The organism is Paraburkholderia hospita (genome assembly GCF_002902965.1).
Classification (GTDB): domain Bacteria; phylum Pseudomonadota; class Gammaproteobacteria; order Burkholderiales; family Burkholderiaceae; genus Paraburkholderia; species Paraburkholderia hospita.
On sequence record NZ_CP026105.1, the window covers coordinates 812,257 to 825,389 of the forward strand.

Annotated in this window: 11 protein-coding genes; all 11 read left to right on the plus strand. The window is 65.1% G+C overall.

Annotation, left to right across the window (positions count from 1 at the left end; translation table 11 throughout):
• Window positions 1-32: 32 nt before the first annotated feature.
• The 11 genes from C2L64_RS03590 (at window position 33) to C2L64_RS03640 (ending at window position 12,868) form a co-directional block, all read left to right on the plus strand.
• Window positions 33-3,284 (plus strand): efflux RND transporter permease subunit, encoded by a 3,252-nt coding sequence (locus C2L64_RS03590; protein WP_103153662.1) that lies wholly within the window; start codon window positions 33-35, stop codon window positions 3,282-3,284.
• Between the two features lies 1 nt (window position 3,285).
• A complete protein-coding gene (locus C2L64_RS03595) occupies window positions 3,286-4,767 on the plus strand; it encodes an efflux transporter outer membrane subunit (protein ID WP_103153663.1) in 1,482 nt (493 codons plus the stop codon).
• The gene (locus tag C2L64_RS03600) at window positions 4,764-6,110 is read left to right on the plus strand and encodes a paraquat-inducible protein A (RefSeq protein WP_090838096.1); all 1,347 of its coding nucleotides are present in this window, start codon (window positions 4,764-4,766) and stop codon (window positions 6,108-6,110) included. The genes C2L64_RS03595 and C2L64_RS03600 overlap by 4 nt, the downstream gene beginning before the upstream one ends.
• Window positions 6,107-7,711 carry a PqiB family protein gene (locus tag C2L64_RS03605; RefSeq protein WP_090838094.1) on the plus strand — a complete coding sequence of 535 codons (1,605 nt, stop codon included), beginning with the start codon at window positions 6,107-6,109 and terminating at the stop codon, window positions 7,709-7,711. Before C2L64_RS03600 ends, C2L64_RS03605 begins: the two co-directional genes overlap by 4 nt.
• Window positions 7,708-8,307: a PqiC family protein gene (locus C2L64_RS03610; RefSeq protein WP_007583349.1), complete on the plus strand. Its 600-nt coding sequence runs from the start codon at window positions 7,708-7,710 to the stop codon at window positions 8,305-8,307. Before C2L64_RS03605 ends, C2L64_RS03610 begins: the two co-directional genes overlap by 4 nt.
• 226 nt (window positions 8,308-8,533) lie before the next feature.
• The gene (gene map / locus C2L64_RS03615; RefSeq protein WP_007583347.1) at window positions 8,534-9,319 is read left to right on the plus strand and encodes a type I methionyl aminopeptidase; all 786 of its coding nucleotides are present in this window, start codon (window positions 8,534-8,536) and stop codon (window positions 9,317-9,319) included.
• Window positions 9,320-9,573: 254 nt separating this feature from the next.
• Window positions 9,574-10,125: a GNAT family N-acetyltransferase gene (locus C2L64_RS03620; protein WP_007741584.1), complete on the plus strand. Its 552-nt coding sequence runs from the start codon at window positions 9,574-9,576 to the stop codon at window positions 10,123-10,125.
• 200 nt (window positions 10,126-10,325) lie between these two features.
• On the plus strand, window positions 10,326-11,135 hold the full coding sequence (gene minC / locus C2L64_RS03625) for a septum site-determining protein MinC (protein ID WP_007741583.1): 810 nt from the start codon (window positions 10,326-10,328) through the stop codon (window positions 11,133-11,135).
• A gap of 89 nt (window positions 11,136-11,224) precedes the next feature.
• Entirely contained in the window at window positions 11,225-12,040 is an 816-nt protein-coding gene (minD, locus tag C2L64_RS03630; RefSeq protein WP_007741582.1) for a septum site-determining protein MinD, read from the plus strand.
• Window positions 12,041-12,054: 14 nt separating this feature from the next.
• A complete protein-coding gene (minE, locus tag C2L64_RS03635) occupies window positions 12,055-12,309 on the plus strand; it encodes a cell division topological specificity factor MinE (RefSeq protein WP_007583338.1) in 255 nt (84 codons plus the stop codon).
• A 247-nt stretch (window positions 12,310-12,556) separates the two neighbouring features.
• Window positions 12,557-12,868: a YXWGXW repeat-containing protein gene (locus tag C2L64_RS03640; protein ID WP_090838093.1), complete on the plus strand. Its 312-nt coding sequence runs from the start codon at window positions 12,557-12,559 to the stop codon at window positions 12,866-12,868.
• Window positions 12,869-13,133: the final 265 nt, after the last annotated feature.

The window sequence follows — 13,133 nt, forward strand, 5'->3', positions numbered from 1 at the left end:
ACGACCGACGCCATCCGGCGCACCCCGACCCGATGAACATCTCCCACTTCTGCATCGACCGGCCGATCTTCGCGTCGGTCATCTCGATCGTCATCACGCTGGGCGGCGCGCTGTGCATGCTCGCGCTGCCCACCGCGCAGTACCCCGACATCACCCCGCCGCAGATCACGATCTCCGCCACCTACCCGGGCGCGAGCGCCGACGTGGTCGCCAACAACGTCGCCGCGCCGATCGAGCAGCAGGTCAACGGCGCGGACAACATGATCTACATGAGTTCGTCGAGTTCCTCGACGGGCAACCTGACGATCAACGCGTACTTTCAGATCGGCACCAACCCCGAACTCGCCCAGGTCGACGTGCAGAACCGCGTGAACCTCGCGCTGCCGCAACTGCCGCAGTCCGTCACCAACCAGGGCGTGCAGGTGCAGAAGAAGTCGCAGGCGTTCATGATGGTGATCGCGATCTACTCGCCCACCGAGCGCTACGACGCCACCTACATCGCCAACTACGCGAACGTCTACGTGCTCGATGCGCTCAAGCGCATCCCGGGCGCCAACCAGTCGAGCATCTTCGGCACGCCCGACTACGCGATGCGCATCTGGCTGCGCCCCGACCGCATGGCGCAGCTGGGCATCACGGCCGCCGACGTGCAGCGCGCGGTGGCCAACCAGAACCAGCAGTTCGCCGTCGGCCGGATAGGCCAGTCGCCCACGGGCAACGCCGTCGAACAGTCGTTCGCCGTCACCACCACAGGCAGGCTGACCGAACCCAGCGAATTCGAGAACATCATCATCCGCGCGCAGAGCGGTGGTGCGGCGATCGTGCGGCTGAAGGACATCGGGCGTGCCGAACTGGGCCAGAAGGACTACTCGATCCGCAGCCGCTTCCAGGGCAAGCCTGCCACCGTGATCGCCGTCTACCAGCAGCCGGGCGCGAACGCGCTCGATGTCTCGAAGCAGGTGCGCGCCACGCTCGCCGGGATGAAGAAGTCGTTCCCCGAGGGCATCGACTACGAGATCGCGATGGACACCACCGAGTTCACGCGCGCCTCGATCACGGACGTCGTGCACACCTTCTTCGAGGCCGTCGTGCTGGTGGTGATCGTCGTGTTCGTGTTCCTGCAGAGCCTGCGCGCCACGCTGATTCCCGTGCTGGCCGTGCCCGTGTCGATCGTCGGCACCTTCATGGGGATGGAAGCACTCGGCTTCTCGATCAACATGCTCACGCTGTTCGGCATGGTGCTCGCCATCGGTATCGTGGTCGACGATGCGATCGTCGTGATCGAGAACGTCGAGCGCAACATGACCGTGCACAAGCTCGATCCGAAGACGGCCGCCAAGCAGGCGATGGATGAAGTGGCGGGCCCCGTGGTGGCGATCGTGCTGGTGCTGTGCGCCGTGTTCGTGCCCGTCGCGTTTCTCGGCGGCATCACCGGGCAGATGTACAAGCAGTTCGCCATCACGATTGCGATTTCCGTGGTGATCTCGGGCATCGTCGCGCTGACGCTCTCGCCCGCGCTCGCGGCGCTGCTGCTCAAGCCAGGGCATCACGAGAAGAAGGGTTTCTTCCGCTGGTTCGACAACCAGTTCGCGCGCATGACGTCGGGTTACACGCGCGCCGTGCGCCTCATCATCAAGCGCTTCGTGATCGCGCTGCTGCTGTTCGTCGGCATGATCGCGCTGGCCGTCGTGATGATGCGCGACATTCCCACCGCGTTCCTGCCGCCCGAGGACCAGGGCTATCTGCTGGGCGCCGTGATCATGCCCGATGCGGCGTCGCTGGACCGCACGGGGCAGGTGTCGGACCGCGTGTCCGAGTATTTCATGAAGCAGCCGGCGGTGGGCAGCATCACGACGGTGGACGGCTTCAGCATTCTCGACAGCCAGAACAAGAACAACTCGTCGACGTTCTTTGTCGGCTTCAAGAGCTTCGAGGACCGGTATTCGTCGGCCAATATCCGCACGCAGAATGCGCGCGCGGTGCTCATCGATGCGTACAAGGCGCTCTCGCAGATCCGCGAAGGCATCGTCGTGCCGCTCAATCCGCCGTCGATTCCGGGGCTGGGCACGACAGGCGGCACCGAAATGTGGATCCAGAGCAAGGGCGATGCGACGATCGCGCAGTTCGCCGCCGTCGTGGACGACTTCGTCGCGAAGGCGAAGCAGCGCCCCGAACTGACGGGCGTCACGTCGACCTTCAACGCGAACTCGCAGCAGCTGCTGGTCGACGTGGACCGCGACAAGGCCGAGACGCTCGGCGTGCCCGTGCAGGACGTCTACAGCGCGATGCAGACGATGTTCGGCTCGCTGTACGTGTCGCAGTTCAACCGCTCGAGCCGGCTGTGGCAGGTGATCCTGCAGGCCGAGCCGTCGTACCGGCTCAGGCCCGACGACCTGACGCAGATCTTCGTGCGCAGCTCGAACGGCAGCATGGTGCCGTTGAAATCGGTGGTGACCTCGCGCTACGTGACGGGGCCGGACCTGATCACGCGCTTCAACAACTTCCCGGCCGTGAAGATCACGGCGAACGCGGCGCCCGGCTACGCGTCGGGCCAGGTGATCACCGCGCTCGAAGAGGTGGGCGCGCAGATGCCGTCGGAGTACGGGGTGGCGTGGAGCGGCGAGGCGTTCGAGGCGAAGCAGTCGGGCGGCACCTCGGGCCTCGTGTTCGTGTTCGGTCTGATCATGGTGTTCCTGATTCTCGCGGCGCAGTACGAGAAGTGGAGCCTGCCGTTCGGCGTGCTGATGGCGGTGCCGTTTGCCCTCTTCGGCGCGCTGGTGGCGATCCTGCTGCGCGGGCTGAACAACGACGTGTACTTCCAGATCGGCCTCACGATGCTGGTGGCGCTGGCGGCTAAGAACGCGATCCTGATCTTCGAGTTCGCGGTGCTCAACCGCGAGGCGGGCAAGTCGGTGTTCGACGCGACCATGACGGCGGCCGAGGAGCGGCTGCGGCCGATCGTGATGACGTCGCTGGCGTTCATTCTGGGCTGCGTGCCGCTCGCGATCGCGACGGGCGCGTCGGCCAACAGCCGGCATTCGATCGGCACGGGGGTGATCGGCGGGATGCTCGGGGCCACGGCGATTGCGGTGTTCTTTATTCCGATGTTCTTTTACGTGCTCGAGACGATGTCGGAGCGCTCGGAGAAGAAGGCCAGGAAGGCCGGGGATGTGCCGCCTTTTGCGCCGGGGGCGGAGCCGCCAAAGGTGCCGCCGTCAGCGGGTGGACCCAAAGTCGGCGGTGGCCCGGCGACCAACCCGTCCGCACCGCGCGAGGGTGACTGACATGCGCCGCGCTCCGCTGACCACTCCGCTCGCCACCGGCCTTGTGTCCGCGCTATGCGTCCTTGCCCTGAGCGGTTGCCTGCTCGGGCCGAACTACTCGCGTCCTCCGCTCGACGTGCCCGCGACCTACCGCTTCCCCGACAACTACGCGGCCGACATCGCCAACACCGAATGGTGGAAGCAGTTCGACGACCCGGTGCTCGATGAACTGATCACAACCGCGCTGGCGAACAACAACGACGTGAAGATCGCCGCCGCGCGCGTCGACCAGTTCCTCGGCCAGTTCGTGACGACGCGCGCAGCGCTGTTTCCGCAGGTCGGCGCGGGCTTCGATGCCGGGCGCCAGCGTATCTCGACGTCGTCCTCGCCGCTGTTCGCGAATGTGCAGAGCCCCGTGTTCAACACGTACACGGCGGCGCTCTCGGCGTCATGGGAAATCGACCTCTTCGGCCGCAACCGGCGTCTGACGGAATCGGCACGCGCGAGCCTGCTGTCGACGGAAGAAGCGAAGCGCGGCACGGTTCTGACGCTGGTGTCGTCGGTGGCGTCGTCGTATATCAACCTGCGCAGTCTCGACCGGCAGCTGGAGATTGCGAAGGCCACCACGGCGAGCCGCGCCGAATCCGTGCACGTGTTCGATCTGCGCTTCAAGGGCGGCGAGGTCTCGCAGATGGAGCTCGCGCAGAGCCAGTCGGAATACGAGGCATCGCGTGCGGTGATTCCTCAGATCGAGGCACAGATCGCGCAGCAGGAAGACGCGCTCTCGGTGCTGCTCGGGCGCAATCCGGGCGATATCCTGCGCGGGCGCGCGCTGGCCGAACTCGCGGCGCCTGCCGTGCCGGCGGGGCTGCCGTCGGATCTGCTGGAGCGCCGTCCCGATCTGCGTCAGGCCGAGCAGGATCTCGTCGCGGCGAATGCGCAGATTGGTGCGGCCAAAGCGCTGTATTTCCCGCAGATTTCGCTGACGGGGCTGCTGGGTACGCAAAGCGGACAGTTCTCGAAGCTCTTTACGGGGCCGTCGCGCGTGTGGTCGTTTGCGGGTTCGATCGCGCAGCCGGTCTTCGAAGGCGGCGCGATCGTCGGACAGGTGAAGCAGGCCGAAGCGGTGCAGCAGCAGGCGCTGTACTCATACCGCAAGGCGATCCAGGTCGCGTTCCAGGAAGTCGACGACGCGCTGATCTCGTCGCAGAAGGTGCGTGAACAGTTCGATGTGCAGGTACGGCAGGTCGAGGCGCTGGCGACGTACGCGCATCTTGCGCGGCTGCGGTACGAAGGCGGCTACACGAGTTATATCGAAGTGCTCGATGCCGAGCGCAGCCTCTTCAACGCGCAGCTGAACCAGACGCAGACTCAGGCGGGCGTGCTGGTGTCGTATGTGAACCTGTACAAGGCGATGGGCGGCGGCTGGGTCATCACAGCCGAAGGCCTGACCACCCAGGCAGCGCAACACAGCGGCGATGCGGCCGCGCAGAGCGCGAAATGAGCGAGACGTCGTCCGCGTATCTCGGCCACGCGACGCGCACGCCAGTGATCGCCTGTCACGAATGCGATCTGCTCCAGCGCGAAAGCACCGTGCCGCCCGAAGGCGCGCTGCGTTGCTGCCGCTGCCGCGCGACCCTGTACCGGCGTCACGCGAACAGCCTCGACCGCACGCTTGCCTACGCGCTCGCCGCCTGCGTGCTGTGGATCGTGTCGAACGCGTTTCCCATCGTCGGTCTGTCGGTGAACGGCGATCTCGTCGAAACGACGCTGTTCGGCGCGGTGCGCGTGCTATACCGGGATGGCATGTGGCCGCTGTCGGCGTTGATCTTCATCACGACGATGCTGATGCCCGCGTGCCAGGCGCTCGGCCTCGTGTGGCTGCTGTTGCCGTTGCGGCTCGGGCGCACGCCGTATCGCGCGGATGCCGTGTTCCGCTCGCTGCGTGTCGCGCAGGAGTGGGGCATGACGGAGGTGCTGATCCTCGGTCTGCTCGTCGCGCTGGTGAAGCTTGCGCATATCGCGTCGGTGGTGACGGGGCCGTCGTTGTGGTCGTTCGGCGCGCTGATGCTGTTACTCGCTGCCGCCGCCTCCGCGTTCGATGCGCGCGATCTGTGGTCGCGGCTCCAGGGCGTGCCCGATGCCGGCCCCGCGTTCGACAGCGATATGCTGTTTCCTGCCGAGACGGCAGCAGCGTGCGGCCTGTGCGTGTGCCACGACTGCGGCTTGCTGACTCGCGCCGCGCCCGCGCAGGCGCGTGACGAACGCGACTACGCGAACGTGCATGCCGCCGTGCACGTGCCGGCGCATGCCACGCATTGCCCGCGCTGTGGCGCGCATCTGCATCTGCGCAAGCCCGACAGCCTCGCGCGCACCTGGGCCTGCCTGATCGCGGCGATCATCCTCTACATCCCGGCGAACGTGCTGCCCGTGATGGACACGAGCTCGCTGTTCGGCGCGCAGAAGGACACGATCATGAGCGGTGTCGTGTATCTGTGGACCTCGGGTTCGTGGCCGCTTGCGGTGCTGGTCTTCATCGCGAGCATCGCGGTGCCGATGCTGAAGATTCTCGCGATCAGCTTTCTCGCGATCTCGGCCAATTTCCGCTCCACCTGGCAGCCGGACCAGCGCGCGCGCATCTACCGGCTCGTCGAACTGGTCGGGCGCTGGTCGATGCTCGATATCTATGTGATCGCCGTGCTCACGGCGCTCGTGCAGTTCAACGCGCTCGCTACCGTGCGCGCCGGTCCTGCCGCGATCGCGTTCGGCGCGGTCGTCGTGCTGACGATGTTCGCCGCGATGTCGTTCGATCCGCGGCTCATCTGGGATGCGAGGAAAACCGAATGAACCGGCCGCCCGACCTGCCCGACACCGTCGCCGTGCCGCGCAAGCGCTGGCACATCCAGTGGATCTGGCTGGTGCCCGTCGTCGCCGTGCTGGTCGGCGTCTGGCTCGCGGTTCAGGCGGTGCTCTCGCAAGGGCCGACCATCACGATCAGCTTCAAGACAGGCGAAGGGCTCGAAGCGGGCAAGACCAAGATCAAGTTCAAGGACGTCGATATCGGCGTCGTGAAGAAGGTTGCGCTGTCGAAGGACTACAAGACCGTCGTCGCCACGGCCGAACTGACGCGCGACGCCACCGACATGCTCGTCGACGACACGCGCTTCTGGGTCGAGCGGCCGCGCGTGACGGGCGGCAACGTGTCGGGCATCAGCACATTGTTGTCAGGCGCGTTCATCGGTATGGACATTGGCCGTGCGAAGAATGAGCGGCGCGACTACACCGGACTGGAAGTGCCGCCCGTGTTCGCGAGCGACGTGCCGGGGCGCGAGTTCGTGCTGAACGCGTCGAGCCTGGCTTCGCTCGATGTCGGCTCGCCGGTCTATTTCCGCCGCCTGCGCGTCGGGCAGGTGACGTCGTACGAACTCGACAAGAACGGCGGCGGCATCACCATGCATATCTTCGTGAACGCGCCGTACGACCGCTACGTGAAGAGTGATTCGCGCTTCTGGGAAGCAGGCGGCATCGATGTCGCGCTCGGCACGGATGGTGTGAAGATCAACACGCAGTCGCTGGTGTCGATCCTGATCGGCGGGCTGGCGTTCGAAACGCCCGCGGCGTCGCTGGCACAGCCCGAAGCGCAGGCGCGCACGCCGTTCACGCTGTTCGCGACGCGCGCCGAGGCGATGAAGGTGCAGGACCGCATCGTCGATACTTATGTGCTCAATTTCAAGGAATCGGTGCGCGGCCTGACGGTGGGCGCGCCCGTCGATTTTCGCGGCATCGTGCTCGGCGAAGTGGCGGCGATCTATACGCGCTTCGATCCCGTCACGAAACAGATCAGCATTCCTGTCGAGATCAAGTTCTATCCGGAGCGCTTCACGTCGCGCTATGCGACTGGCAAGCCTGAAGACGGGCGTGTCATGCGCGATCCAAAGACGATTGCGGATTTCCTCGTGTCGCGCGGCTTCCGTGGGCAACTAAAAACGGGCAGCCTGCTGACCGGCCAATTGTATGTGTCGTTCGATTTCTTCCCGCGCGCGCCGAAGGCGACCGTCGACTGGAACCGCACGCCCGCCGAGCTGCCGACCGAGCCGAGCGGCCTGCAATCGCTGCAGGAGTCGATCAACCGGATCGTCGCGCGCATCGACAAACTGCCGATCGAGCAGATCGGCAAGAATACACAGCAGGCGCTCGCCGATGCGGGTACGCTAATGCAGAGCCTCAATACGCAGGTCGTGCCGCAGGCGAAGAGCACGTTGTCGGCGGCGCAGGCTACGCTCAATTCGGCGAATAGCGCGCTTGCGCCCGATTCGACGCTGCAGCAGGACACGAGCGACGCGATCCGCGAACTCGCGCGCACGGCTGCGTCGTTCCGCGCGCTCTCGGATTATCTGCAACGCCATCCCGAAGCGCTGCTGCGAGGCAAACAGGAGGACGCAAAGTGAAGCGATCGATGCTCCCGCCCGGCGCATGCGTTTGCGCCGCCGCCGCCATTACCTTGCTGGCCGCCTGCAGCTCGCCGCCCTCGAACTTCTATACGCTGAGTCCCGACACGACGCTCGAAAGCGCGGGCGCGCCACTGTCGGTGTCGGTCGTGGTCGGGCCCGTGACGGTGCCCGATCTGGTCGACCGGCCGCAGCTCGTGACACGCGTGTCGGGCAACGAAGTGAAGCTCAACGAGTTCGCGCGCTGGGGCGAGCCGCTCAAGAGCGGCGTGGCCGATGTGATCGCCGCCGACCTGACGCGGCTGCTCGGCTCGCAGCGCGTGTCGGTGTCGTCGCAGATGGTGGCGGGCACGGAAGCGTACCGCGTGCGCGTCGATATCCTGCAGTTCGATTCGATGCCGGGCGAGGCCGTCGCCGTCGACGCGCTGTGGACCGTGCGCGTGACGGGCCGCACGGCCTTGCTGACGGGCCGCTCGACGATACGCGAGCCGGTGCAGGGCGCGGACGATGCCGCGCTCGTCGCCGCGCACAGCCGGGCGCTCGCCGCCGTGAGCCGCGACATCGCCGCGGCGATCCGGAGCGCGCCGCCGGGTTGAGCCGCCCGGTTGAGCCGCAGATGCGCTGCGGGGTCTGAAGCGGCCGCGCGGGCAGACTCTGTACAATGGCCTGATCGACAACCGCACGCATGGCTGCATGGCTTGCGTTGCGGGCCATCCCGTGCCAGGCGAGTTGCGCCAGATGCGCGCGATGCCCGCCTGATCGCCCGTCGCACGATGACGCTGAACGCGCCGTGCCATGCATGCCGCCAACGCTTTACACGACATGGCCATCACCTACAAGACTCCCGAAGACATCGCGCGCTTGCGCATCTCAGGCCGGCTCGCCGCCGACGTGCTCGCCATGATCGGCGAGCATGTGAAGCCCGGCATCTCCACGGGCGAACTCGACGCGATCTGCCACGACTACATCGTCGACACGCAGAAGGCGATTGCCGCGAACGTCGGCTATATGGGCTTTCCGAAGACGGTGTGCACGTCGGTCAACTCCGTCGTGTGTCACGGCATTCCCGACCGCGCCGAGGTCCTCAAGGACGGCGACATCATCAACATCGACGTGGCCGTCATCAAGGACGGCTATTTCGGCGACACGAGCCGCATGTACACGGTCGGCGAGCCGAGCACGGTCGCACAGCAGCTGATCGACACGACGTATGAGGCGATGCTCGCGGGCATCCGCCAGGTCAAGCCGGGCGCGACGCTCGGCGACGTCGGTCATGCGATCCAGCAGATCGCGCAGCGCGAGGGCTTTTCGATCGTGCGCGACTACTGCGGGCACGGCATCGGCAAGGTTTATCACGAGGACCCGCAGGTGCTGCACTACGGCCAGCCGGGGCAGGGCGTGCGCCTGAAGCCGGGCATGGTGTTCACGATCGAGCCGATGATCAACGCGGGCCGCGCCGGCACGTCGGTGATGCGCGACGGCTGGACGGTCGTCACCAAAGACCGCTCGCTGTCCGCGCAATGGGAGCACATGGTCGCCGTCACCGACGACGGCTACGAGCTGCTCACGCCGTGGCCCGACGGCACGGGGCGCTACGAGGCGCCCTGATGCGCCACGAAGCGCGGCGGCGTGCCCGAGTGACCTGCAAGCTGACGGCGCTGAAAGTGTTCGTGGCCACTCGCGCACGATGCGACGCGAAACGCCTGGCCTCGCGTGTGCCGGTTTTGTAGCCGCGTGTCAACCCATGCGCGCTGGGTCGCACTGCGCCGAATTAAAGATTTGACTCACGCGTCGGTTCGGTTAAAGCTACGCGCTAGCGCTTTACCCGGATGACACAAGGGATTTAAGGGATTTTCGAACGCATGAGTCCTTCACTGACCGTTCGCCGTATCGCAGCCGATCAGGGCGTCGTCTTCCGCGAGCTTCGTACCGCCTCGCTGCGCGAAGCGCCTTACGCATTCGGCGAGACGCTGGAAGAAGCGCTGTCGGCCGATGCGTCCACGTTCGAAGAAACGGCCGCGCGGCACGCCGCGTCGGCCACGTCGACATCTTTCATCCTGTACACGGAAGGGCATCCCGCCGGTCTGATCGGCGCCTGCTTCGAGGACGCGCCCTCGCATCGCGCGTTCGTCAGCGAGTTGTGGGTCGCGCCCGCCGTGCGGCATCTGCGCGGCGGCGAGTTGCTCGTCAACACGGCAAGCGGGTGGCTCGCGGGAGCGGGCGCCACCGAAATCTACGCATGGATCGCGGACGAGAACCGCAACGCAATGCGCTTCTACGAGCGCCTCGGCTTCGGCCCGACGGGCGAACACGAGCGTATTGCGCGTGCGCCGGACCAGTTCCAGACGCTGCTCGTGCGGCACGTGCCGCAAGAAAAGGCATCCGACGATCCCGCGCACGGGCAGGCCGGTTAAACGCTTCCCAGCCCCTTTCGCCGCTTTCGATCGTTTCTCCGGGCGCGTGTTTCGCGCGCTTTCTTCCCAGTTTTTGTCGATCCGTCCGGCCCGGACCAGCACGCACGCGGCATTTTCCTGTCGCGTGAAGACTTATTGGCAAAAATGCTCACCGTTCGCCAGGACGCCTGTAAAATACGCAAAATTTTTTGCCGAACGCTATGTCGCCGAAGAAATCGCCATTTTTTGAACTGCGCAGTGGCGCGGTCGACACATTGCTGTTTGTCGTCAAGACGACCAACCTCGATGAGATGCGTGCCGAGCTGACCCGGCGCTTCGAGGCGACACCCGAATTCTTCGCGAACGACACCGTCGCGATCGACGTGCGCCGTCTCGCGGAAAACGAGCGCGTGCCGCTTGCGGACATCGCGAAGCTGCTGGACAGCGTGCGCATGCGTCCCATCGGCGTCGTCGCCGACAGCGCGCAGCACGCGTGGGCGAACGAAGCGGGGCTGCCGCTGCTCGATGCACGCGACGCTCGGGATGCTCGCGTCAGCAAGAGCAATACGGATGCAGGCGGCGACGACGCAAAGGCTGCAGCGAAAACAGACACGCCGCCCGCTGCGGATGCTGCCGCGCGCGAGCCGGAGCAAGCCGAGTCGGCTGCGGCGGAGCCCGTGCGCATCGGCACCTCGTCGCAGACGATGGTGGTCGACAAGCCGCTGCGCTCAGGCCAGCGTATCTACGCGAAGGGCGATCTCGTCGTGCTCGGCATGGTGAGCAACGGCGCCGAAGTGATCGCGGAAGGCAACATCCATATTTACGCGCCGTTGCGCGGCCGCGCTCTGGCGGGCGTGCACGGCAATCACGACGCGCGCATCTTCTGCACGTGTCTCGAACCCGAGCTGATCTCGATCGCGGGCATCTACCGGACGACCGAGAACCCGCTGCCTGCCGACGTGCATGGCAAGCCGGTGCAGATCTGGCTCGAAGATGAAAAGCTGATGATCGAACCGCTGCGGCTCACCTGACGCGTGCGCCGCGCATGCAGTGCGCGCGCTGCGCGATGGAACTCCCGCCGGACTCAATAGACGAATAGACGAACACAAGGTAAAGGGTAATGGCAAAAATCATTGTGGTGACTTCGGGCAAGGGTGGCGTAGGCAAGACGACCACGAGCGCGAGTTTCGCATCCGCGCTCGCATTGCGTGGCGCGAAAACGGCAGTGATCGATTTCGACGTGGGTCTGCGCAATCTCGATCTCATCATGGGTTGCGAGCGCCGCGTGGTGTACGACCTGATCAACGTGATCCAGGGCGAAGCCAACCTGAACCAGGCGATGATCAAGGACAAGAAGTGCGAGAACCTGTTCATCCTGCCCGCGTCGCAGACGCGCGATAAAGACGCGCTGACGATGGAAGGCGTCGAGAAGGTCATCAACGACCTGATCGCGATGGACTTCGAATACATCGTTTGCGATTCGCCGGCAGGTATCGAATCGGGCGCGCTGCTCGCGATGCATTTCGCCGACGAAGCACTGATCGTGACGAACCCGGAAGTGTCGTCGGTGCGTGATTCGGACCGCATTCTCGGCATCCTGTCGTCGAAGACCAAGCGCGCGATCGAAAGCAAGGAGCCCATCAAGGAGCATCTGCTGATCACGCGCTACAACCCGAAGCGCGTGAGCGAAGGCGAAATGCTGTCGCTCACGGATATTCAGGAAATCCTGCGCATCGACCTGATTGGCGTGATTCCGGAATCGGAAGCCGTGCTGCATGCGTCGAACCAGGGCTTGCCCGCTGTACACCTCGACGGCACCGATGTCGCCGAAGCGTACAAGGATGTCGTGTCGCGTTTCCTCGGCGAGCAGAAGTCGCTTCGCTTTACCGATTACCAGAAGCCGGGCCTGCTGCAGCGCCTCTTCGGCACCAAGTAAGGGAGGCGAACGTGATGTCCATTCTTTCGTTTTTGCTGGGCGAGAAGAAGAAGTCTGCGTCGATAGCGAAGGAACGCCTGCAGCTGATCATCGCGCATGAGCGCGTAGGCGGCAAAGCGCCCGCCGATTATCTGCCCGCGTTGCAACGTGAACTCGTTGCCGTGATCTCGAAGTACGTGAAGATTTCGGACGACGATATCCGCGTCAATCTCGAACGACACGACGACCTCGAAGTGCTCGAGGTCAAGATCGAGATTCCGCAGGCTTGAGCGGTCTGTAGCTTCTTTATCGCTTGACGCGCGTCACCGTCATCGGGTGGCGCGCTTTGCTGTGCCATCGTTTTTCGTGCGCACATTCGCTGCGCACGCTCTCCCGTCGATACCCCCGAGATAACTCCCCCGAAATAATCCGTTGCACTTGAGGGCACGCGGTAACACGTCCGCTGTCAGCCCTTTCGTCACCTCGCGCATTGAACGGACAACGCCGTCATTCGGTGCTGACACAAGAGGTGAAAACATGAACAAGTCGATTCGTCTGCTCGCAGTTTCCGCTGTGCTCGTGGTGTCCGGTCTGTCCGCCGCTGCGTCGGCGTCGGCTGAGGAAGTGATCGTCGTGGCGCCGTCCGCGCCGCCCGTCGAACGCTTCGAAGCCGCACCCGCGCCGCGCGCGGGCTATGTGTGGGACAAGGGCCACTGGCGCTGGGACCACGGCCGCTACGTGTGGGTGGCGGGTCACTGGCAGGTCGAGCGCGTCGGCTATCACTGGGTGCCGGGCCACTGGGTCGCGCATGGTCCGAACTGGCACTGGGTGCAAGGCCACTGGGCGTGATGCCCGGGTGAATCCAACGGGCTGGGATGGCGCGTGTTGACGGCATCGCGCGTGGCCATCCGCCCGTTCTCCGAACGCGCCCGAGAGCGCGCTTAATCGCAACCATCAAGGGAGTCGTCAAATGAGAAAAAGGACCTTGCTCGCGATCGCCGTGCTGGCGGTCACGTTGGCCGGTTGCGTCGTCGTGCCGGCACGCCCGGTGTATTACCATCCGGTCGGCATCGTCGTGTACTGACGATTGTGGGGAGGTCGGGCGCATCTCTGC